Annotated in this window: 17 protein-coding genes and 1 riboswitch; of the genes, 10 read left to right on the top strand and 7 right to left on the bottom strand. The window is 71.4% G+C overall.

The annotated features are described in order from the left end of the window. Positions 1–196: 196 nt before the first annotated feature. The 3 genes from AB0J74_RS07225 to ahcY all read left to right on the top strand — a co-directional run bounded on the left by AB0J74_RS07225 (position 197) and on the right by ahcY (position 3,570). Complete coding sequence (locus AB0J74_RS07225) at positions 197–1,348, top strand: sensor histidine kinase (protein ID WP_363445643.1); 1,152 nt, start codon at positions 197–199, stop codon at positions 1,346–1,348. Beyond that, complete coding sequence (locus AB0J74_RS07220) at positions 1,345–2,010, top strand: response regulator transcription factor (RefSeq protein WP_363445641.1); 666 nt, start codon at positions 1,345–1,347, stop codon at positions 2,008–2,010. Before AB0J74_RS07225 ends, AB0J74_RS07220 begins: the two co-directional genes overlap by 4 nt. A gap of 21 nt (positions 2,011–2,031) precedes the next feature. Next, positions 2,032–2,108: riboswitch (S-adenosyl-L-homocysteine riboswitch) on the top strand. 13 nt (positions 2,109–2,121) lie between these two features. After that, a complete protein-coding gene (ahcY, locus tag AB0J74_RS07215; RefSeq protein ID WP_363445639.1) occupies positions 2,122–3,570 on the top strand; it encodes an adenosylhomocysteinase in 1,449 nt (482 codons plus the stop codon). A gap of 40 nt (positions 3,571–3,610) precedes the next feature. On the opposite strand, the gene AB0J74_RS07210 is transcribed toward ahcY, so the two are convergent. Together AB0J74_RS07210 and AB0J74_RS07205 are read right to left on the bottom strand one after the other, a co-directional pair. Further along, on the bottom strand, positions 3,611–6,127 hold the full coding sequence (locus tag AB0J74_RS07210; RefSeq protein WP_363445638.1) for a DUF4062 domain-containing protein: 2,517 nt from the start codon (positions 6,125–6,127) through the stop codon (positions 3,611–3,613). A gap of 51 nt (positions 6,128–6,178) precedes the next feature. Continuing rightward, a complete protein-coding gene (locus AB0J74_RS07205; protein ID WP_363445636.1) occupies positions 6,179–8,419 on the bottom strand; it encodes an EAL domain-containing protein in 2,241 nt (746 codons plus the stop codon). A gap of 450 nt (positions 8,420–8,869) precedes the next feature. Here AB0J74_RS07205 and AB0J74_RS07200 point away from each other — a divergent pair, with 450 nt between their 5' ends. The 6 genes from AB0J74_RS07200 (at position 8,870) to AB0J74_RS07175 (ending at position 15,214) form a co-directional block, all read left to right on the top strand. Then, positions 8,870–10,495 (top strand): DUF4331 domain-containing protein, encoded by a 1,626-nt coding sequence (locus tag AB0J74_RS07200; protein ID WP_363445634.1) that lies wholly within the window; start codon positions 8,870–8,872, stop codon positions 10,493–10,495. Positions 10,496–10,565: 70 nt separating this feature from the next. Continuing rightward, positions 10,566–11,873 (top strand): hypothetical protein, encoded by a 1,308-nt coding sequence (locus tag AB0J74_RS07195; RefSeq protein ID WP_363445632.1) that lies wholly within the window; start codon positions 10,566–10,568, stop codon positions 11,871–11,873. Beyond that, the gene (locus AB0J74_RS07190; protein ID WP_363445630.1) at positions 11,870–13,330 is read left to right on the top strand and encodes a sulfite exporter TauE/SafE family protein; all 1,461 of its coding nucleotides are present in this window, start codon (positions 11,870–11,872) and stop codon (positions 13,328–13,330) included. Before AB0J74_RS07195 ends, AB0J74_RS07190 begins: the two co-directional genes overlap by 4 nt. Positions 13,331–13,407: 77 nt before the next feature. After that, entirely contained in the window at positions 13,408–14,025 is a 618-nt protein-coding gene (gene sigK / locus AB0J74_RS07185) for an ECF RNA polymerase sigma factor SigK (protein WP_363445628.1), read from the top strand. After that, entirely contained in the window at positions 14,022–14,747 is a 726-nt protein-coding gene (locus tag AB0J74_RS07180) for an anti-sigma factor (RefSeq protein WP_363445626.1), read from the top strand. Before sigK ends, AB0J74_RS07180 begins: the two co-directional genes overlap by 4 nt. Positions 14,748–14,788: 41 nt before the next feature. Then, positions 14,789–15,214, top strand: a complete 426-nt coding sequence (locus AB0J74_RS07175) for a hypothetical protein (protein ID WP_363445624.1) — start codon at positions 14,789–14,791, stop codon at positions 15,212–15,214. Here AB0J74_RS07175 and hisD read toward each other — a convergent pair. Genes hisD through AB0J74_RS07150 form a run of 5 tightly spaced genes read right to left on the bottom strand, consistent with a single transcriptional unit; the run spans position 15,211 to position 21,014 of the window. Then, complete coding sequence (gene hisD, locus AB0J74_RS07170) at positions 15,211–16,521, bottom strand: histidinol dehydrogenase (RefSeq protein WP_363445622.1); 1,311 nt, start codon at positions 16,519–16,521, stop codon at positions 15,211–15,213. The two genes, AB0J74_RS07175 and hisD, sit on opposite strands and share 4 nt — an antisense overlap. Positions 16,522–16,536: 15 nt before the next feature. Further along, positions 16,537–17,379 (bottom strand): PIG-L deacetylase family protein, encoded by an 843-nt coding sequence (locus tag AB0J74_RS07165; RefSeq protein WP_363445620.1) that lies wholly within the window; start codon positions 17,377–17,379, stop codon positions 16,537–16,539. A gap of 40 nt (positions 17,380–17,419) precedes the next feature. Beyond that, the gene (locus AB0J74_RS07160) at positions 17,420–18,613 is read right to left on the bottom strand and encodes an alanine racemase (RefSeq protein ID WP_363445618.1); all 1,194 of its coding nucleotides are present in this window, start codon (positions 18,611–18,613) and stop codon (positions 17,420–17,422) included. Beyond that, a complete protein-coding gene (locus tag AB0J74_RS07155; protein ID WP_363445616.1) occupies positions 18,613–19,446 on the bottom strand; it encodes an amidohydrolase family protein in 834 nt (277 codons plus the stop codon). Before AB0J74_RS07155 ends, AB0J74_RS07160 begins: the two co-directional genes overlap by 1 nt. Next, positions 19,443–21,014 carry a D-aminoacylase gene (locus AB0J74_RS07150; RefSeq protein WP_363445614.1) on the bottom strand — a complete coding sequence of 524 codons (1,572 nt, stop codon included), beginning with the start codon at positions 21,012–21,014 and terminating at the stop codon, positions 19,443–19,445. Before AB0J74_RS07150 ends, AB0J74_RS07155 begins: the two co-directional genes overlap by 4 nt. 34 nt (positions 21,015–21,048) lie before the next feature. Between AB0J74_RS07150 and AB0J74_RS07145 the strand changes: the two genes are divergently transcribed. Beyond that, positions 21,049–21,426: a RidA family protein gene (locus AB0J74_RS07145; RefSeq protein ID WP_363445612.1), complete on the top strand. Its 378-nt coding sequence runs from the start codon at positions 21,049–21,051 to the stop codon at positions 21,424–21,426. Positions 21,427–21,431: the final 5 nt, after the last annotated feature.

Below are 21,431 nucleotides of genomic sequence, written 5' to 3'. Positions count from 1 at the left end.
CTCGTTTCTGTAGCGAGATAAGGAGATGGGGACCCTGACCTTAGGGTCATCGATATCTGCCACACAAGAGCCTGTCGATTAATTTCGGACTCTTGCACGACACTTACATCCTCCGATCGGCTTCTTGCGAATGCACCCGCCGGCGTACATCGCCGGGCCGACGCGCTGCCACCTGCGGATACCTAGCATCGGCGGCATGGATGCCACGCTGACCCGCCCCGCCGACCACCGGTTTCCCTCGGCCGTCATGTCCTGGGTCGTGCTCGCCGCCTACCCGGTCGCGCTGTCGCTCGCTGTCGCGTTCGGCACCGGGACCGACAGCACCGGCCCCGAGACGGTGCTCCCGGTTCTGGTGCTCGCCCTACCCGCTCTCGTGCTCCCCCGCTGGCCCGTCGTCGGATTCACCGGCCTGCTGCTCGGCGCCGTCGGGCTCGCACCGCTGCACATCTCCGGGCTGGTCGGCTTCGCGCAAGCCGTGGTTCTCGACGTCGCCGTCGCCTACATCGCGGCAACCAGGTCGCGGCTCGCCGCGGCCGGCGCCGCCGTCGCGGCGTTGGTGGCGCAGGTCGGAGCGGCCACGCTCTACGTGAACGGGGACCCGAACAGCTCCTACGTCAACGTGCTGGTCGCCCTGCTGCTCGGCGTCGTGGTCGCCTGGCTCGCCGGCACCGCGGTCCGCCAGCGACGCGACTACCGGGCGGCCCTGATCTCCCGCGCCGCGACCGACGCGGTCACCTCCGAGCGGCTGCGCATCGCGCGCGACCTGCATGACCAGGTGGCGCACAGCATCGGCGTCATCGCGATCCAGGCCGGCGTCGGCCGCCGGGTGATCGACACCCAGCCCGACGAGGCGCGCAAGGCGCTCGACACGATCGAGACCGCCAGTCGGGAGACGCTCGCCGGGCTGCGCCGCACGCTGGTGGCCCTGCGCCGCAGCGACACCGAACCCGCTGCCACGGCCACCACCGGCCTCGCCGAACTCGACCGACTGGTCGCCACCACCGAGGCCGCCGGGGTCCGCGCGCGGGTGCGCATCGAGGGCGAGCCGCGGGTGCTGCCGCCGGACGTCGACCTCGCCGCCTACCGGATCATCCAGGAGGCGTTGACCAACGTCGTGCGCCACGCCAAAACCGACAACTGCACAATCATCATCGGATACGCGCCGGAGGTGCTCACCATCGCCGTAACAGATGCCGGCCGGGGCGGGTCCGACTCCGGGACCGGCTACGGCATCCCAGGTATGCGGGAACGGGCCGCCCTGCTGGGCGGCGACCTGACCGCCGAAGCGCTGCCGGAGGGCGGTTTCCAGGTGCGGGCCACCCTGCCGCTGCCGGCGGACCAGGCATGACCGTCCGGGTGCTGCTCGCCGACGACCAACCGCTCGTCCGCGCCGGGCTGCGGGTGCTGATCGCCGATACCACCGACCTCGAGGTGGTCGGCGAGGCCGGCACCGGGATCCAGGCGGTGCACCTGGCCCGCGAGTTGGCTCCCGACGTGGTGGTGATGGACATCCGGATGCCGGGGATGGACGGCATCGCAGCCACGCGGATGCTCGTCGAGGGCGGTTCGGCGGCCCAGGTGATCATGCTGACCACGTTCGACGACGACGACAACGTCTACGGCGCCCTCCGCGCCGGCGCCAGCGGGTTCCTGGTCAAGGACATGGCGTTGGACGACATCCTGGACGCGGTGCGGGTGGTCGCGACCGGCGACGGGCTGATCGCGCCGAGCGTCACCCGCCGGCTGATCGCGGAGTTCGCCGGCCGTCCGGAGCGGTCGCCGGCCGCGGCCCGGCCGCCCGCCCTCGCCGGCGTCACCGAGCGGGAGCGCGAGGTGCTGACCCTGGTCGGGCAGGGGCTGTCCAACACCGAGATCGCCGAACGACTGGTGATCAGCGTGGCCACGGCCAAGACCCACGTCGCCCGGCTGTTCACCAAACTCGACGCGCGGGACCGCGTACACCTGGTGATCATGGCTTATGAAATGGGTCTGGTGGCGCCATCGCGCTGACGCGGTTTATGGTGGAGGGCGCCGGTCGAGAGGCGCTGCGACGGACCAGATCCGCCACGCTCGACTGGTCTCTTGATTCCCAAGGGCGCCTCCTGACACGGGAGGTGCCACTTGCACGCCCAGAATCGCAATGGTGTCGAGTTCGCCGTTCGCGACCTCGACCTCGCCGCCGCCGGCCGTCACCAGATCCGCCTGGCCGAGCACGAGATGCCCGGCCTGATGGCGCTGCGCCGCGAGTTCGCCGCCAAGCAGCCGCTGCGCGGGGCCCGGATCGCGGGTTCGCTGCACATGACCGTGCAGACGGCGGTGCTGATCGAGACGCTCGTCGCGCTCGGCGCCGACGTCCGGTGGGTGTCCTGCAACATCTTCTCCACACAGGACGAAGCGGCGGCCGCGGTCGTCGTCGGTCCGGAGGGCACGGTCGACGCGCCCGCCGGCACCCCGGTGTTCGCCTGGAAGGGCGAGACGCTGGAGGAGTACTGGTGGTGCACGATGCGGCTGTTCGAGTTCGGTGACGGCCAGGGCCCGAACCTGATCGTCGACGACGGCGGCGACGCGACCCTGCTGGTGCACAAGGGTGTCGACTTCGAGGCGGCCGGCACAGTGCCGGCGGCCACCGACGACGACCACGAGGAATACCGGCTGATCCTTTCGACGCTGCGCGGCAGCCTGGCCGACGACCCGCAGCGGTTCACCCGCATCGCGGCCGGCATGCGCGGCGTCTCCGAGGAGACCACCACCGGCGTGACCCGCCTCTACGAGCTGGCCCGCGGCGGTCGGCTGCTGTTCCCGGCGATCAACGTCAACGACTCGGTCACGAAGTCGAAGTTCGACAACAAGTACGGCATCCGGCACTCGCTGACCGACGGGCTCAACCGGGCCACCGACGTGATGCTCGGCGGCAAGCTGGCCGTGGTCTGCGGCTACGGCGATGTCGGCAAGGGCGCCGCCGAGGCGCTGCGCGGCCAGGGCGCCCGGGTCGTGGTCACCGAGATCGACCCGATCTGCGCGCTCCAGGCGGCCATGGACGGCCTCCAGGTCGTCGAGCTCGACGACGTCATCGACAGCGGCGACATCTTCATCACCACCACCGGCGGCGTCGACATCATCCGGGCCGACCAGATGGAGCGGATGAAGCACAACGCGATCGTCGGCAACGTCGGGCACTTCGACAACGAGATCGACATGGCCGGCCTCGCGCGGGTGCCGGGCATCGTCAAGACCGAGGTCAAGCCGCAGGTGCACGAGTGGCAGTTCCCCGACGGGCACGCGATCCTGGTGCTCTCCGAGGGCCGCCTGATGAACCTGGGCAACGCGACCGGGCACCCGAGCTTCGTGATGTCGTGCTCGTTCGCCAACCAGGTGATGGCTCAGCTGGAGCTGTGGCAGGGCGAATACGCCAACGAGGTCTTCGTGCTGCCGAAGCACCTCGACGAGAAGGTGGCCCGGTTGCACCTCGAGGCGCTCGGCGTGCGGCTCAGCACGCTGACCAAGAAGCAGGCCGAATACCTGGGCCTGCACGTCGAGGGGCCCTACAAGCCCGAGCACTACCGCTACTGACCGGTCGCCGGCCGTCCGGGTCCACATCGGACCCGGACGGTCAGGCGCGGAGCGCCTCGGCGACCGCACCGTCCAGGCCGAGCTTGGCGCCGGCCCGGCTGGCCGCGGCGAAGCCCACCGGGTCGAGCGGCACATAGCCCGGCCACGCCGGCAGGTAGAGGTCGAGCCAACTCGGGCTGGGCGGCCGGTCGATCGCCCCGGCCGCCGAGGCGAAGAACACCGCCCGCTCCGGATCGCCATTGCGGGCGGCGACGTCGGCGATCGCCATGAGGAACAACGAAGGGCTGTTGACGTCGCCGCCGGAGTGGGCGATCGCCAGCCCGTCGCACAGGTATTGGTGCGCGGCCTTGACGTAGCCCATCCGCAGCGCGTTGACCGCCAGGCTGTAGAGCGCGACGATGCTGGCCAGCGGCACCTCCCTGTTGCCGGCCGTGCGCAACGCGGCGAACAGCAGGTCGGCAGCCCGGGCGTGGTGGCCCTCGGCGAGCGAGATCATGGCCAACCGGCTCCAGTAAAGGCTGACCTGCCAGTCGTGGCCCAACCGCTCGCCGATCTCGCGGGCCTCCTCCAGCAGTGAACGGGCCCGGTCGTAGTCGCCGTCGCGGATCGCCTGGAGTGCCAGTGGCCCGTCGGCGCGGGCCACGCCGTCGTCGTCGCCGACCTCGCGGGCCCACCGCCGAGCCTCGTCAAGCCGGGACCGGCCGCTCGCGATGTCGCCGGTGAGCAGCAACGTGGAGCCGGACGCCAGCAGCGCGTGACCGCGGGCCACACCGGAGAACCGGTCGCGCAGCGCATAGTAGCGGTCGGTCAGCCGCCTGACCTCGGCCAGCGGGCCGTGCAGCCACCAGTAGACCCAGATGCCCTCCCCCATGGCCAGCGCCGGGGTGAGGTCCTCGTGGTCGAGATACCACCAGATGGCCTTGACGACGTTGTCGTGGTCGGCGGCGAGCCGGCGCAGCCAGTCGCCCGCCCCGCGCTGGTTGAGCTGTGGGCCGGCCGCGAGGGCCAGCAGCGAGAAGTGGTCGGCATGGGCCCGGTTGGCGGCCGCCTCGTCGGGGCTGTCGCGCAGCCGCTCCAGCCCGTACTCCCGGATGCTCTCCAGCATGCGGAACCGGCCGCTCGACGACACCTGGTCGACCAGGCTGGCCTCGACCAGGCGTTCCAGCGCCGCTAGGGCGTCGTCGCCGCCGACCGCCTCGACCGCCGTCAGGTCGAACCCGGCGAAGATCGCGAGGCGCGCGAAGAGCGCCTGGTCGGCGGCCTCGAGAAGCTGGTGGCTCCACTCGATGGTGGCGCGCAGCGTGCGCTGCCGGGCCGGCAGGTCGCGCGAACCGCCGGTGAGCAGCGTCAACCGCTCGTCGAGCCGCGCCAGGATCTCGCCCGGACCGAACAACCGGACTCGGGCGGCGGCCAACTCGATCGCCAGCGGCAGCCCGTCGAGCCGCCGGCAGATCTCCGCTACCTGGTCCATCGCGTCGTCGGTGAGCACCAGGTCGCGCCGGGCGGCGTGGGCCCGGTCAAGAAAGAGCTGGATCGACGGGTACGCCCCGAGCGTCGCCCGGTCTGCGGCCGGTGCGGGCAGCTCCAGCGGCGACACCTGAAGGGCCCGTTCGCCGGTGAGCCGCAGCGGCGCCCGACTGGTCACCAGCACGGCGACGCCCGGGGCGTTGCGCAACAGGCGGTCAACGACCGGGGCCGCGTCGGCGACGTGTTCGAAGTTGTCGAGGACCAGCAGCAGGTGCCGCTGGCGCAGGTAGGTGACGACCTGGTCGGCCGGGTCGACCTCGCCGCCGGAGGCCACGCCCAGCGTGCGCGCGATCGCCTCGCCGACGCGCTCCCAGTTGTTGATCGGGCACAGGTCGACGTAGCGGACGCCGTCGGCGTAACGGTCGGCCAGCCGGGCTGCGATCTCGACGGCCAGGCGGGTCTTGCCGACGCCGCCCGGGCCGGTCAGCGTCACCAGCGGCGCCACTTCGACGGTGAGCAGGTCGGTCAGCGCCGTGAGTTCCCGTTCCCGACCGATCAAGGGGGTACGCGCGGCGGGCACCGTGACGACCTCGGTGGCCGGTTCCTGCGCGGGCCCCTGGAACCGGGCGGTCAGCAGCACGGCCAGGTCGGTCTCGACCAGCCGGCGCAACTCGGCAGCGTCCGCGAACTCGCGGTAGACGACGGCGGCACCGGCCGCGGTGGCGTCGAGCATGGCCGCCAGTCGGGGGTCGCGGCGCGGAGCCGGTTGCTTGACGTAGAGCAGCCGGGGCATTCCGCTCTCGCCGGCCAGTTGGTATTCGTCCTCCAGGCCGGAGAGCGTCGCGTCCGGCGCGAGCCAGCCGTAGCTCTCCCAGTAGACGCCGACGAAGATGTGGCTCTGCGCGATGTAGGCGCGGTAGACCTCGCGCGGCGGGTGCGGCCGGGCGCCCTGCTCGAACATCACCGGCGAGAGGCGCAGTTGGTTGATCGCGTCGCGGACGGCTACCCGCTCCGGCTCCAGCTCGCGCAAGGTCGAGCTGACGAAGACACGCAGCCGCTGGTCGGGCGTGATGATCGGTTGGCTCGACATGCGTACACCGCCATGAATGCGGGTATTTACCGCATACCAGCCTAGCTGGCGTCACGCGCTCCGGCGGATCGGAGTGCGGTTCGCGGCGCGATCCCGGCCGTGGTCGCCGCGCACCAGGGCGGCGATCCGTTCGCGCATCTCCCGGCCCATCTCCCGCTTGAGGACCGGGGACGGCCGCTCGCCGGTGATGAAGCCCTGGACGTGACGGATGCCGATCCCGTAGATCTGTTCCAGCGTGATCGGCGAGTCGTCTTCGACGCCCTCCACGACGACGCTGCGGCCGACCGCCGCGTGCCCGAGAGTGACCGGTTGCCGGGCGACGCTCGCGACCAGCGCCAACTCCTGGTAGGCGGACGGATGCCGCAACAGGGCCCGGTCGACCTTGATCTGGGTGAGCGGCAACTCCGCCATCCGCGACACCGACGAGTGGCCCACGCCGAAGTCGTCGACGGCGAAGCGGATGTCGAGGCGGTCGGCGATCGCCACCAGCCGCTGGTGGAAATAGGCCAGCGAGTCGTCGCCCCAGGCCTCGTAGATGCGCGGCGCGATCGGGTCCTGCTCGGAGATCTCCAGCGTGACCGCACTGGGCCGCAGGCCGGCGCTGGCGATCGTCCGCTCGACCTCGTCGACATACCCTTCGCTGAGCAGCGAGCGGACGGCCACGTTGATCGAGACGGGCCGCGGTGCTCCCTCGTTGTCACCGAAGCAGATCAGATGCGCTTCGTCGTAGGACTCGATCGCCTTTCGCAGGATGGCCTTGTCGCGTTCGACGACGAACCGGTCGCCCCAGACGTGTGCGAGCCGGATCAGGTCGACCGGGGCCCGCGGATCCGCGGCGTTCAACCGGGCCAGCGCTTCATAGCTGTGTATCTCGACCTGGCGAGGCAGCCGGTCGATGGTGACGATCGGCTGGAAAACCATCGAGAACGAACCGAGCATCTTGCGATAGAGCTCGAAGCAGCGGTCGTAGAGCCGCGCCGGTAGTCGGCCGAAGCTCTGGCGCAAGCCGGTGAGCACCTCGATCTCGCCCTTCTCGACCGGCCCGCTGAGGTCGGTGCGCCAGATCGTCTCCATGATCCGGGCCAGCGGCTCGCCCATGTCGAGCAGGTTCTGCGCGGGGTTGACCACGACCAGCACCAGCGAACTGGCCATGCCCTGGCGCAGGGGCACGCACAGCACCCGCCCCGCGGACCCGCCCTCGAGGACGCGGGCGGATCCGGCGTGCTCGGTGCGGCGCAGGAGATGGTGCAGATCGTCTTCGTGGAATTGCTTGGTCGCCGAGATCGTCCGGAACGTCGGGCCGGTGTATTCGAGCAGCGCCGCGGCGTCGGCACGCATGGCGGCGCACAGCAACTCCGCCTTGTCGTTGTTGGGCACGGACCGCTGGCCCTCGCTCGTCGCGCCGAACGCCCCGGTCGTCGACGAGGTGCCCGACCGGGCCGACGACGGGTGGGGCGGGAAGATCTGACTCAGCAGGTCGAGGATCGCCGGCGCGGAGCGTTCGAGCGGGTTCTCCAGCGGCACGATCCGCACATCGGCGGGCAGCGGGTCCGACATGGACACACCGGCGCCCGAGGCGGTGCGTCCCGGCCGGGTCAACACCTTCGTCGCGCCCCACGACTGCACGGACTGGCCCGGCTTGGGGTCGATATCCTGCCCGACCACATAGTCGGCCATGCGGCCGAACGTTACCCGTCCCTCGTCGTCGGCCGCCTTGCCGTTGAGGGCGTCGAGGATGTGCTTGGTCACCTGGCCGTGGCCCAGCATGCCGACTTCGCGGGCGCTGCCCTCCGTCGGCGCTGACATCAGCAGGCTGTGCTGCTTGGAGTGCCGCCCGCTGATCGGCATCATCTCGATCTGTTGGGGTTGCCCGTCGATGTCGGACCCGGCGCGGCAGCAGTCGAGGATCAGGAACGCGGTGCCCTTGAACTTGTCGAGGACGTCGCCGCGCAGGAACGCCATCCGCAGACCTTCGTCGGGATGCTCGCGCAGGGTCGCCCGCCGCAGGTCCGGCGTGACCAGATAGTCGTCGACGACGCCGTTCCAGTCTGCGGTCAGCGCATGGCCGGCGAAGTAGATGAGCAGCGTGTCGGAGCGGGCGGACTCGATCGCGATCGTGCGCAGCAGGCTCCGCAGGCTCCAGGCGTCGGCCTTGTCACCGATGCGCAGAAACGCGTTCGCGGAGTCGAACGTGCCGGTGTCGGGGTCGGTCAGCACTTCGTGCACGGCGCGCGCGTCACTCTCGGCGTAGCGCAGGCTCGGCAACGCGACGTCCGCGTCAGACCTGTTCACGCCGATGACTACCGCTGTGCGCCGACCATCCATGGGCACCGCCTCCACGCTGCCGCCAACCGGTTACTCTCCGTGCCGACCAAGATTCCCGGTGGCCAGAGGTCATCGTGCAGGGGTCGTGATACGAAAACAACTCAGCGGATCGCGGAGCGCGGGCCCGGCTGGCCAACAGCCAGGTGGCGGATATCCAGGCGAGCGCACCATACGCGGCCTTTGCCGATTTCTGAGTGTCCTAACTATGCAGATCATTCGGTTCGCCGGCATCGCCCGAGATCTTGGCATTGGCAGATGCTGCCAACACCCCTGGGCAGGCGTAACGGGTCCGACCGCGGCTATTCGGAGTCGTACCCGGACCGGATGGGTCAATGACCGGAACCCGACTCGCACCCATCCGCCGGCCGGGCCAGGGCCGAAGTCCTCGCGCAGGCACCCCCTGACGGGAGGACAGACATGACCAGGAAACCCCGCGCGATCCTCGCGGCACTCGCCGTGACCGGTATCGCGCTGGCCGCGCTCGGGCCGCAGTCGTCGGTGGCGTCAAGCCATCGCGAGGCGCCGCTGATCGCCAGCGATCCGGCCGCCGACAACACGGACCTGTATGCCTTCGTGAGCCCCGACCGGCCGGACTACGTGACGCTGATCGCCAACTGGATCCCGTTCGAGGAACCCAACGGCGGGCCCAACTTCTACCCGTTCGCGACCGACGCGGCCTACAACATCAACGTCGACAGCGACGGCGACGCGAAGGCCGACGCGGTGTTCCGCTGGACCTTCAAGAACGTCGACAGGCGGGGCGGCTCGACGTTCCTCTACAACAACGGGCCGGTCGACTCGTTCGACGACCCGAACCTGCTGTTCAAGCAGACCTACACGCTCGAGTCGTCGTTCAACGGCGGGCCGTTCAAGACCCGGATCAGCAACGCGCCGGTGGCGCCGTCGCGGATCGGCAACGCCTCGATGCCCGACTACCAGAAGCTCCGCGACGAGGCCACGATCCAGTTGCCGGGCGGCTGGAAGCTGTTCGCCGGCCAGGCCGACGACCCGTTCTTCCTCGACCTGCGGGTCTTCGACCTGCTCTACGGCGGCGACCTAAGCGAGACCGGCCAGGACACGCTCGCCGGCTACAACGTCAACACGATCGCGCTGCAGGTGCCGTTCAAGGACGTGGCGCTGCGCGGCGACGCCAAGCGCAACCCGGTCATCGGCGTCTGGACCACCACCGACCGCGCCAAGGTGCGGATCGCCGGCCAGAGCACCAACGGCATCCGCGGCGAGCGGGTGCAGGTCTCGCGCCTCGGCAACCCGCTGGTCAACGAGGTCGTCGTGCCGGCGAACCTGAAGGACGCGTTCAACTCGATCTCGCCGGACCAGGACGCCGGCATCCCGGCCGTGGTCAAGCGGGTGACCGATCCCGAGTTGCCGAAGCTGATCGAGGGCAGCTACGGGGTGCCCGCACCAGCGACACCGCGCAACGACCTGGTCGAGATCTTCCTGACCGGCATCACCACCAAGGCCAACGGACCGATCAAGGCCGACCTCAACTCGCAGCTCGACAACAAGGACGTCAACGCCAAGCGCTTCCGGCCCGCCGAGATGCTCCGGCTCAACCTGGGCGTGCCGGTGGCCGACCAGCCCAACCGGCTCGGCGTACTCGGCGGCGACCTGCAGGGCTTTCCCAACGGCCGCCGGCTGACCGACGACGCCGTCGACATCGCCGTCCAGGCCGTCGAGGGTGCCGCGCAGACCGGGCAGATCGTCGACGCGCTGGCCGCCGGCGACAAGGTGGACGCCAACGACAACCAGTTCGGGGACGCGTTCCCCTATGTGGCCCTGCCCAACGTGGGTGCGGTCAACGGCGGCGCCGGCGCGGCCGCGATCGTGCCGCCCGCCGCGACCTCGGACCCGGCGCCGTCCTTGTCACCCGCGGCGGCTTCGGCGTCTACCAGCGACATGGGCCGCGGCTCGGTCGTCGCCGTCGCCGCGATCGGTGGCCTGGCCCTGGCGCTGATCCTGGTGACCTGGTGGTTCCGCCGACGGCGGCCCGCCGCTACTCCCGACGACACCATCCGCATCTGACCGTCCCGGGGCGCGTCCGCGGCGATGCGGGCGCGCCCCACCGTCGGCTCTCGGGAAGGAGCCCCCGCTCATGCGTACTCCCCTTCGGACGGTCGTCGTCGTGGCCGTCGCCGCCGTCGCCCTGCTCGGTGCGGGCGCCGTGTTCGGCCTCCGGTCACCGGCGCCGGCCGCGGCGCCGGTCGCCGCTTCGCCCGCGGCACCCGACCGGCTCGCCGCGACCATCGCCCGGGCCCAGGACCGGCTCCGTGAGCTGCCCAGCGACCACGAGACGTGGGCCGCGCTCGGCCTCGCCTACGTCGAGCAGGCCCGGGTCACCGCCGATCCCAGCCTGTATCCGAAGGCCGAAGGGGCGCTGAAGCGCTCGCTGTCGGTGCGGCCCGACTCCAATGCCACCGCGCTGGTCGGGCTCGGGGCGCTGGCCAACGCGCGGCACGAGTTCGCGGCCGCGCGGGGGTTCGCCGACGACGCGCTGCGGGCCAACCCGTACGACGCCGATGCCTACGGTGTGCTGGCCGACGCGCAGACCCAACTCGGCGACGCGGCGGCGGCCACGACGGCGATCCAGCGGATGCTCGACCTGCGGCCCGGGCTGGCCGGCTATGCCCGCGCCTCCTACGACCTCGAGCAGCGCGGCGAGGTGCCGTCGGCGATCGACCTGATGCGGCGGGCCCTCGACGCGGCCGTCGATCCGGCCGACATCGCCTTCTGCCGCAACCAACTCGGTGATCTCGCGTGGTCGACCGGGGACCTCGCCGCGGCTTCAGCGGAGTACGCGGCCGGCCTGGTCGCCAGTCCCGCTTTTCTCGCGCTGCTGCGCGGGCGGGCCCGGGTGGCGGCCGCCCGCGGCGATCTGCCCGCGGCGATCGCCGACGCCGGAACGGTGGCGGCACGGACACCGACGCCCGACACGCTGATGGAGTACGCCGCGCTGCTGCGCCTGGCCGGCCGGACCGATGAGGCCGCCCGGCAGCTCACCCTGGCGAACGCCGCCCACCGGTTGTTCGTGGCCAACGGCGGGCAGGACGACCTGAGCGGTGCGCTGCTCGCACTGGCCCGGGGCGATGCCGCCGGGGCCGTGCCGCTGGCCAGGGCCGAGTGGAGGCGGCGGCCGTTCGCGGAGGTGGCCGACGTGCTGGGCTGGTCGCTGCACCTCTCCGGGCAGGACGCGCAGGCGTTGCCGCACCTGCGACGGGCGGTTGCCGCCTCTCCGCGCAACGCGCTCTTCGCCTTTCACCTCGGTATGACGCTCTTGTTTCTCGGTGACGCGGACGCCGCCCTCGTGCAGTTGCGGCAGGTGCGGTCGCTGAACCCGTATTTCTCGCCCGCCGACGGGCCGACGGCCGCTCGGGCACTGTCCGCATTGGAGGCACGGTCGTGAAGCGGGTTCTGGTGTTCCTGGGTCTGGCGTTGGTGGGGTTCCTCACCCTGCCGTCGGCACCGGCGGCGGCGCATCCGCTGGGCAACTTCTCGGTCAACCGGTATGCGGGGTTGACGGTCTTTCCCGACCGGATTTCGGCCGTCGTCGTGGCCGACGTGGCCGAGTTGCCGACGCTACAGGATCCCGCGCCCACGTGTGCCGAGGCCGCTTCCGCGCTGGCGGTCGTGGTCTCCGGGTCTCGGGCGGACTGGGCGGTTTCCTCGTCGTCGCTGATGCTGGCGGACGGAGCCGGTGGGTTGAAGACCAGCCGGCTGGAGTGCCGGCTTTCATCGCCGATCGCGCTGTCGTCCGGCGGCTCGGCCGTCACGGTCACCAACGACTTCCGCGGCGACCGCATCGGCTGGCGCGAACTGACGGCGACGGGTGCGGGGGTCCAGGTGGCGGGTTCTTCGGTTCCGGCCGCCACGGTGAGCGACGAGTTGCGGCGGTATCCGGACGACCTGCTGGCGTCGCCGCTTGACGTGCGGACGGCGAGGTTCACGGCGATCCCGGACGGCACCGTCGCGTCCGGCGCTGTCGCTTCGGGCGCGGCACGGTCGTCGGGCGGCACGCCCCTGGGATTGTCGGGGCCGTTTGCGGGCGCCGAGCGGTGGTTGGACGGAGTGGTCGGCGGTGCCCGGCTGACGCCGCTGGTCGGGGTGCTCGCGGTGCTGCTGGCCCTGTTGCTGGGCGCGGCACACGCGGCGCTGCCCGGCCACGGCAAGACGGTGATGGCGGCCTACCTGGCCGGCCGGGCCGGCCGCCCACGCGACGCCCTCGCGGTCGGTGCGACCGTGACCCTGACCCACACCGGCGGGGTCCTGGCCCTGGGCCTGCTGTTGACCACGTTCGCGGGCATCGCCGGCGAGGCGGTGCTGGGGTGGCTCGGCTTCGCCAGCGGGGTCCTGGTCGCGGCGATCGGCACGGGCGCGCTGGTGTCGGCGGCCCGCCGCCGCGCCGGCGACCGCGCATGTGTCGCGCCCCACCCGCACAGCCACGACCACGGGGAAGCACGGGGTCTCGCCCAGCGGCAGGGCCAGGCACATTCGGATGAAGGCACCCACCCGGGCCACACGCACGACGGGCATGGGCATTCGCATGGGGCTGGGCGATGGGGCATCGCGGGCATCGGGGTTGCTGGTGGGTTGGTGCCTAGTCCGTCGGCGCTGGTGGTGTTGCTAGGGGCGATCGCGCTCGGGCGTACCGCGTTCGGCATTCTGCTGGTCTTCGCCTATGGGTTGGGGATGGCGGCCACCCTCACCGCGGCGGGGCTGGTGTTGATCCGGGTGCGAGACCGGCTCGCCAGGCGGTTCCGGGTTGTCGAGCGGTGGCGGGTCGCGGCGCCGTCGGCTACCGCGGCGCTGATCGTGGTTGTCGGGCTCGGGCTGGCCGGCCGCGCGTTTTCCACAATCGTCTGACGGGGGTGGCGACCATGAGCACGGGCGCGGAATCATTCCCCCTCAGAACGCCACACCGGCACCGGCGAGGAGTCTTCATGCGCGAGCAGAGTCATGGTGACCCGCCGCGCGACCACCTGGCCGCGGTGCCGACGGTCGACGAGCCGCCCGCCGCCGACCGGCTCCTGGTCGCCGTCGGGCGGGGCGACGAAACGGCCTTCCGCCAGCTCTACGACCTGGTCGCGGCCCGGGTCTACGGGCTGGCCAGGCAGGTGCTGCGCGACCCGGCCCAGGCCGAAGAGGTGGCACAGGAGGTGCTGGTCGAGGTCTGGCGCACCGCGGCCCGGTTCGAGCCGGCCCGCGGCTCCGCGACAGCCTGGGTGTTCACCATCGCCCACCGGCGGGCGGTCGACCGGGTGCGCTCGGAGCAGGCCGCCACCGACCGGGTGCAAAAGGTCGGGTCCTGGTCGGCGCAGACGCCCTACGACGAGGTCTCCGGCGAGGTCGAAGAGCGGCTCGAGCGCCAGCAGGTGCGCCGCTGCCTCGACGACCTCACCTCGCTGCAACGCGAGTCCATCACGCTGGCCTACTACGGCGGCCGCAGCTACCCCGAGGTGGCGCGGCTGCTCGACGTGAGCCTGCCGACCATCAAGACCCGCATGCGCGACGGCCTGATCCGCCTGCGCGACTGCCTGGGCGTGGAGGTGCCGTCATGACCAACGGCGACGTGCACGCACTGTCCGGGGCCTACGTGCTCGACGCGCTGACCGACATCGAGCGCGCCGCGTTCCGCCGTCACCTGGGTGGCTGCGCGACCTGCGCGATCGAGGTCGCCGAGTTGCAGGAGACGGCGGCCCGGCTGGCCGACGGCGCCTGGTCGATCCCGCCGCCGGTGCTGCGTGACAAGGTCTTCGCCGAGGTGTCCCGCACCCGGCAAGACGTGCCGACGCCGGTCAAGCCGATCCGCACACATCGCAACCGCCGGCTGTTCACCGTGGCCGCCGCCGTCGTGCTGGCCGCGGTGGCGGCGGGCGGCACGTTCGCGGTGCAGGAAAACCGCCTCGACGACCAGCGCACCGCGGCCCGGGCCGAGGCCGCCCGGATCACCGAGGTGCTCTCCGCGCCCGACGCCACCCTCCGCTCGACCGACCTGGCCAACGGCGGCCGGCTCACCGTGGTGGTCTCGCCGGCCCGCGACCAGGCCGTGCTGACGATGAGCGCCGACCGTCCAGCCGGCACCGGCCGCACCTACCAGCTCTGGATGATCGACGATGCCGGCGGCACCATCTCCGCCGGAGCGTTGCCGGCCGGCACCACGTCGGCGACCCGCCTCGTCCAGGGCGCGGCGGCGGCCGACGTGTTCGCGGTGACGATCGAGCCGGCGGGCGGTTCGACGGCACCGACCTCCGACCCCGTCGCGAAGGTGGCGGTGGCATAACGACTCGACGGAGCAACCGACCGCCCGGCATCATGCGAGGCATGACCGACAGACAGCGTGCCGTGCTCGTCGACGTCGACGGCACGCTGGCCATCAAAGGAAACCGCTCGCCGTTTGACTGGAAGCGGGTCGGCGAAGACCTGCCCAACCCGGCGGTGGTCGAGTTGGTGCAGACCATCGCGGCGGCCGGGCGGCACCGGATCGTCGTGATGTCGGGGCGCAAGGAGCAATGCCGCCGGCAGACCGAGCTGTGGCTCGACGCGCAGGAGGTCGAGTTCGCCGAACTCATCCTGCGCGCCGACCACGACGACCGCCCCGACCACAAGACCAAGGCCGATCTCTATCGCCGCTTCGTCGCACCCCGCTACGACGTCGCATTCGTCATCGACGACCGCGACAGCGTGGTGAAGATGTGGCGCACCGTCTTCAAGCTGACCGTCTGCCAGGTCGCGGAGGGTGACTTCTAGCGGTCGGCCGGTGCCCAGGGCAGCGGGTCACCGGCGTATTTGTGCGCACGCACGTCGCCCGAGCGGGCGTGGCCCTCGAAGAGTTCCACCCGCGCCGCCCGGCCGCACAGCCGGCCCAGTTCGACGCTCGCCGCCTCGCTGATGACCTCCTGGTAGGTGACCGTCTTGAGGTATTTACCCACCCACAGACCGCCGGTGTAGCGGGCCGCGCCACGGGTCGGCAGCGTGTGGTTGGTGCCGATCACCTTGTCCCCATAGGACACACAGGTGCCCTCACCCAGGAAGAGCGCGCCATAGTTGCGCATCGCGGACAACGCGTCACGTGGGCTGGACGTCAGCACCTGGACGTGCTCGGCGGCGTACGCGTCAGCCAGCGTGAAGGCCTCGGCCATGTCCTCGACCACCGCCACCACGCCGTGGCCACGCCAGGCCGGCGCGGCGTAGTCGCGGGTGGGCATGTCGACCAGGATCTCGTCGATCAACTCCATCGCCCGGCGGGCCAGCGGCTCCGAGTCGGTGATCAGGATGGCCGGCGAGTCGGGACCGTGCTCGGCCTGGCTGAGCAGGTCGACCGCGACGATGAACGGATCGGCGGCACCGTCGGCGATCACCAGGATCTCGGTCGGGCCGGCGAACAGGTCGATGCCGACCTCGCCGAAGAGTTGCCGCTTGGCCTCCGCGACGTAGGCGTTGCCCGGGCCGGCCAACAGGTCGACGGCGCCGATGGTGTCGGTGCCCAGGGCCATCGCGGCCACCGCCTGGGTGCCGCCCAGCAGGTAGATCTCGTCGGCGCCGGCCAGGTGCAGCGCGGCGATCGTCGCGGCCGGGATCTCGCCGCGGATCGGTGGCGTGCACGCGGCCACCCGTTCCACGCCGGCCACCTTGGCGGTCACCACGGTCATGTGCGCCGACGCCACCAGTGGGTAGCGCCCACCCGGCACGTAGGCACCGGCCGCCGCCACCGGGATGTTCTTCTGGCCCAGGAAGACGCCGGGCTCGACCTCGGCCTCGAAGTCGTGCAGCGAATCCTTCTGGAGTTGCGCGAAGTCACGCACCCGGGCCTGCACCGTGCGGATGTCGGCGAGCACCTGAGACGGCACCCCGGAGACGATCCGCTCCACCTCCTCGGCGCTGAGCCGGAAGGACTCGGGCGACCAGTTGTCGAACTTCTCCGAATACTCCCGGACCGCCTCGTCGCCGCGGGCGCGCACGTCGGCGATCACCGACGCCACCGTCTCGCGCACGCCTCGGGAACCGGCGTCGTCGTGGGTCACCGCCGGAGCCGACTTCAGGTATCGCACCGCCATGACAAGCCTCCAGAATCAGATGGGGTACGTGGCCCGCAGGTCGACCCGGCTGTAGCTGATGTGCCGGGTGAGCGGATCCTCGCCGCGGGCGGCCTCGGTGACCGGCAGCAGCGTATGCGTCTCGTTGTTGAGACGATAGAACGCTTCAGCGAAGTTGACGCCGGCCACGCGGCCGTTCTCGCCGTTGTTGGCCTCGATCAGCTTCCGCGCGAACAGCCCCGAATAGCCCTGGCTGTCGAAGCAGTCCATCGCCGCGACCTTCTGGCCGACCACGTCGGTGATGTCGACGTAGACGTCGTTGCGCAACCCGTAGAGGCTCAGCCCGTCGCCGGCCATCACCGGCAGCGAGGTGAAGAAGACCTGCTTGACGTGGAACTCGGCGCGGTCATCGAGGTTGCGCACGAACATGCCGGCGCGGCCGAGGGCGGCCAGCACGCTGACCGTCGCCACCGTGTGCACGTTCGTTGCCGCAGCCGGGTTGACCGGGTAGTCGCAGATCAGCACGTCGGGCCGCTCGATCGCGAGGTGCTCGGCGATCCGGTCGACCACGTCCTCGCGGAGGGCGGCGTAGCGGTCGTCCAGGCCGAGCGTGATCACCTTGGCGATGCCGAGAATCTCCGCGGCCCGCGCCAGTTCGTCTTTCTTGTACGCGGCGATGTCTTCCAGGCTGGCCCCGGTGATCGCCTCGTCGGGGTCGTCCTTGCGCCACTCCTCGGCATACCGGTTGGCGTGCATCCGGCCGCCGTGCGTGAGGATCAGCGCGACCACCTCGTCACCGGCGGCCGCGTGCCGGGCGAGCGTGCCACCGCAGTTGGTGATCGTGTCCGCCGGGTGGGCGTAGATGGTCATGACCTTCATGGCTGTCAGCGAACGTGAAATAACGTTCCATGTCAACAGATCAGTAACGGGCGGAGATCTCCCAGCGCTCGACGGCCTGGTCGCCGCGGACGGCGTACAGGTGGCTCCACATGTTGGTCGTGCCGCAGGCGTGGTTGGGCACGAGCCGCACCAGGTCGCCGACCGCCAGCGGCACCACGCCCTCGTCGATCAGAAAGCCGTGTTCTTCGTTGGCCTCGACGAAGGTGATGCCGGGCCGGTCGACGACCAGGCCCACCCCGCCGGCGGCGGCGATCGCGTCGGAACTCATCGCCTTGACGCCGGCATCGATGATCGGCCGCCCGGCCCGGCGCACCGACGCGACCCGGGCCAGCACGGTCTGCGCGCACTGGTCGGGCCCGCAACTGCCCATCCGCATCTGGTTGCCGTCGTAGTAGACGTAGGTACCGGGCCGCCCCTCGGTGACACCGGGCACGAACGGCGTCGAGGTGGCGCCGGGCGTCGACCCGACCGACACGATTTCAGCGTCGTGCCCGGCCGTCCGCAGCGCGCTCGCGACCTCGACCAGCAGGCCGCCGGCCGTCCGGCCGCCTTCTTCCAGCGACGGGCGGTCGGGCAGCGCGGAGATGTGCCCCTCGTGGGTGAGCACCCCGCGCAGCCGCAGGCCGGGCAGCGCGGCGATGCCGGCCGCCGTCGCGACCGCGTCCTCCGGATCGACGCCGAGCCTGGCGTGCCCGGTGTTGACCTCCAACACGAACGGCACGGTGACCCCGGCCGCCGACGCCGCCGCCGACAGCGGCCGCGCCGCCTCGACCGAGTCGAGCGAAACCGTCAGCGATCGCGTCGCCCCGGCTGAGGGCGAACCAGTCACCGACGCCGCGGCCTCGGCCGAGCGCGAACCAGCCACCGAACCCGCCGCTTCGGCGGAGCCGGGCGAGACGGAGTGCTGGGCGATGGTGTCGACGACGAACGCCACCTTCCGCGGCCCGATCGGGATGTGGGCCCAGAGCAGGTCGGCCACGCCGTGGCCGCGCAGCCAGGCCACCTCGGCGGCGGTCGAGCAGGTGAAGCCGATCGCGCCGGCCTCGAGTTGGCGGCGGGCGACCTCCCAGCACTTGGAGGTCTTGACGTGCGGCCGCAGGGCGACGCCCGCGGCGGCGAAGGCGCCGGCCATCGCGGCGATGTTTCGTTCCAGCCGGTCGACGTCGACCAGCAGAGCGGGCGTCGGCAGCGCGTCGAGCGGGGTCGGCAGCATCACGCCAGCCCCAACGCCGCGCGCGGGTCGCCGTCGAGCAGCCACTCCACCGTATCCGGCTTGATCGCCGGCAGGCCTTCCGTGCGCATCGCGGCGAGTGACCGCAAGCCGTCCACCGCCTCTTTCGGGGTCCACATCGGATAGTCGGAGCCGAACAGCAGCTTCTGCGTGACGCCCCATTCCTGGGCCCGCACCAACGCCATGAAGCCGTCGAGCGGGCGGGCCCACGAGGCCGAGACGTCGCCGAAGACGTTGCGGCTCTTGCGCAGCACCACGATGGTCTCGCGCTGCCACGGGTGGCCGAGGTGGGCGATGATCTGCACCAGGTCGGGGTGCCGGCGGGCGACGTCGTCGACCAGCAGGGGGTTGGTCAGCTCCAGCCGGCCCTCGGGGCTGGGCGTGGTGCCCATGTGCCAGAGCACGATCAGGCCGGCCTCGGTCGCCGCCCGGAAGAACGGGTCGTGTGCCGGGTCGCGCGGGTCGAAGTGGGCCAGCACCGGGTAGAGCTTGATGCCGCGCAGGCCGCGGGCGATCCCGTCGGCGAGTTGGTCCATGACGTCGGCGTCCGACAGATCGAGGGCCATGAAGCCGATCGTGTTCGTCGACGTCGACGCGCAGAACTGCTCGACGTACTCGTTCGGGGTGATCACTCCGGCCCGGGTCGCCCGCATGCCGAACACGAACGCGAGGTCGACGCCGGCAGCCGCCATCGCCTCGTCGTACTGCTCGGGCGTGCGGTCGGCGTATTCGTGGCCGTAGACCGGCTGCCAGTTGCGATGCCACTCGCAGCCCCAGTGTTCGGCCAGGTGGCAATGGGTGTGCACGTCGATCATGCGATGCCTCTCAGTACGGAACCGGCCCGGGCGCCGGTGTGCTCTCCCCCGTCGACGGTGACCGCGCCGTTGACCAGCACCAGGTCGATGCCGGCGGCGAACTGGTGTGGTGCGGTGAAGGTGGCCCGGTCGGTCAGCCGGGCCGGGTCGAAGGCCACCACGTCGGCCGGAGCGCCAGGGCGCAGCAGCCCGCGGTCGGTCAGCCCGACCCTGGCCGCGGGTGCCGAGGTGCAGCGGCGGATCCCGTCGGGCAGGTCCGGCGCATACCGCCGCAGATACCGCGGGAACGTGCCGTAGCTGCGCGGATGCGGCACGCCGGCCCCGGTCACGCCGCCGGGGTCGAGCGCCAGGCCGTCGGACGCGACCACGGCGGCCGGGTGGCCGAGCACGGCGCGCAGATCGTCGTCGCTGCGGCCGCCGGCCGTCATCAGCACGCCGTTTCCCAGCGCGGCGAGCAGGTCGAGCACGATCTCGGCCCCGTCGACGCCGGCGGCGCGAGCCAGGTCGGCGATCGACGAGCCGACCACCGGATCCGGCGCAGGCCGGCTGGTCCAGCTCACGGTGATCTCGTCCCAACCGGTCGGCCGGTCCACCCAGGATTCGCGCACCTCCGCGCGTACCCCGGGATCGGTCAGCCGGGGCATCCACGCCTGCGGCCCGCCCTCCTGGGTATGCGCCGGCAGCAGTTGCGAGAGCGGCGCGTTGCCGTGCAGGTAGGGGTAGATGTCGACACCGACGTCGAGCCCGTCCGCGTTCGCCGCGTCGACCAGGTCGAGGGCCCGCCGCACGGCACCCCAGTTGCGCCTGCCGACGGCGGCCAGGTGCGAGATCTGGGTGCGGGCGCCGGTCGCGCGGGCCACCCGCAGCGCCTGCGTCACCGAGTCGACCAGTGCGTCGTCGTAGTTGCGGACGTGCCAGGTGAAGATCCGGTCCCGGCGGGCGACCACCGTTGCCAGGGCCAGCAACTCGTCGTCGCGCACGTAGGGCAGCGGCGCGTAGACCAGCCCGGTGGACAGCCCGACGGCGCCCGCGTCGAAGGCCTCGGCGAGCAGTCCGCACATCCGGTCGATCTCGGCGGCCCCGGCCGGCCGGTCGGTGAAGCCGGTGACCGAACCGTGCAGGGCCAGATGCCCGACCAGCGAGGCCACGTTGACGCCCGGTCGCGCCGCCGCCAGCGCGGCGAAGTAGCCGGCCAGGTCGGGCCAGGACCACTCGACCGCCGGGTCGAGGTCGAGATAGCCCACCGCCTGCCGGATCGGCTCGACCGGCGCGGCCGGGTCGAGCGGCGCGACGCCGAGCCCGCAGTTGCCGACCACCTCGGTGGTGACGCCCTGGTGCACCTTGCTCAGCGCCCGCGGGTCGGAGAGCAGGCTCAGGTCGGAGTGGGTGTGGATGTCCACGAAACCGGGGCAGACCACCCGCCCGGAGACGTCGCGGGTGACGGGTGCGGAGAGCCCGGTGCCGATCGCGGCGATCCGGCCGGCGCGCACCAGCACGTCGGCCTCGACGGCCGGCCCACCCGAGCCGTCGACCACCAGGCCGCCGGTCAGCAGCAGCTCGTCAGGCATGGGCTACTCGCATGGAATGTGGTTCCATGTGCCAATGATCGAGAGGTTCCACCCCGAGGGGTTCCCCGCGCCCGTTGTGCCGCTCTCCCACGCCACCAAGGCGGGTGACTTCGTCTTCGTCTCCGGCCAGGTCGCCACCGACCCCGATAACAAGGTGTTCGTCGGCGACTTCACCCGCGAAGTCGAGAGCACATTGGACAACGTCGAGGCGGTGCTGGCATCCGCCGGCGCCCGGCCCGACCAGATCGTCAAGATCGGCGCGTTCCTGTCCAACGCCACGCTCTTCGCGCCGTTCAACGAGGTTTACCGGCGCCGGTTCCCGCAGGCTCCGCCGGCCCGCACCACCGTGGTGGTCAGCTTCGGCCACCCCGACGTGCGGGTCGAGATCGAGGCGATCGCGTACGTGGGCTGAACTGA

This window comes from Asanoa sp. NPDC049573 (assembly GCF_040676615.1).
Taxonomy (GTDB): Bacteria; Actinomycetota; Actinomycetes; order Mycobacteriales; family Micromonosporaceae; genus Asanoa.
This window is presented reverse-complemented; position numbering and strand designations above follow the sequence as displayed.

What these genes read in the sequence shown, in the direction of transcription:
- AB0J74_RS07225 (WP_363445643.1), top strand. Translation starts at nt 197, where the DNA reads ATGGATGCCACGCTGACCCGCCCCGCCGACCACCGGTTTCCCTCGGCC.
- AB0J74_RS07175 (WP_363445624.1), top strand. Translation starts at nt 14,789, where the DNA reads ATGACCGACAGACAGCGTGCCGTGCTCGTCGACGTCGACGGCACGCTG.
- AB0J74_RS07150 (WP_363445614.1), bottom strand. Translation starts at nt 21,014, where the DNA reads ATGCCTGACGAGCTGCTGCTGACCGGCGGCCTGGTGGTCGACGGCTCG.
- sigK (WP_363445628.1), top strand. Translation starts at nt 13,408, where the DNA reads ATGCGCGAGCAGAGTCATGGTGACCCGCCGCGCGACCACCTGGCCGCG.
- AB0J74_RS07160 (WP_363445618.1), bottom strand. Translation starts at nt 18,613, where the DNA reads ATGCTGCCGACCCCGCTCGACGCGCTGCCGACGCCCGCTCTGCTGGTC.
- AB0J74_RS07165 (WP_363445620.1), bottom strand. Translation starts at nt 17,379, where the DNA reads ATGAAGGTCATGACCATCTACGCCCACCCGGCGGACACGATCACCAAC.
- hisD (WP_363445622.1), bottom strand. Translation starts at nt 16,521, where the DNA reads ATGGCGGTGCGATACCTGAAGTCGGCTCCGGCGGTGACCCACGACGAC.
- AB0J74_RS07200 (WP_363445634.1), top strand. Translation starts at nt 8,870, where the DNA reads ATGACCAGGAAACCCCGCGCGATCCTCGCGGCACTCGCCGTGACCGGT.
- AB0J74_RS07180 (WP_363445626.1), top strand. Translation starts at nt 14,022, where the DNA reads ATGACCAACGGCGACGTGCACGCACTGTCCGGGGCCTACGTGCTCGAC.
- AB0J74_RS07145 (WP_363445612.1), top strand. Translation starts at nt 21,049, where the DNA reads ATGATCGAGAGGTTCCACCCCGAGGGGTTCCCCGCGCCCGTTGTGCCG.
- AB0J74_RS07220 (WP_363445641.1), top strand. Translation starts at nt 1,345, where the DNA reads ATGACCGTCCGGGTGCTGCTCGCCGACGACCAACCGCTCGTCCGCGCC.
- AB0J74_RS07210 (WP_363445638.1), bottom strand. Translation starts at nt 6,127, where the DNA reads ATGTCGAGCCAACCGATCATCACGCCCGACCAGCGGCTGCGTGTCTTC.
- AB0J74_RS07195 (WP_363445632.1), top strand. Translation starts at nt 10,566, where the DNA reads ATGCGTACTCCCCTTCGGACGGTCGTCGTCGTGGCCGTCGCCGCCGTC.
- AB0J74_RS07155 (WP_363445616.1), bottom strand. Translation starts at nt 19,446, where the DNA reads ATGATCGACGTGCACACCCATTGCCACCTGGCCGAACACTGGGGCTGC.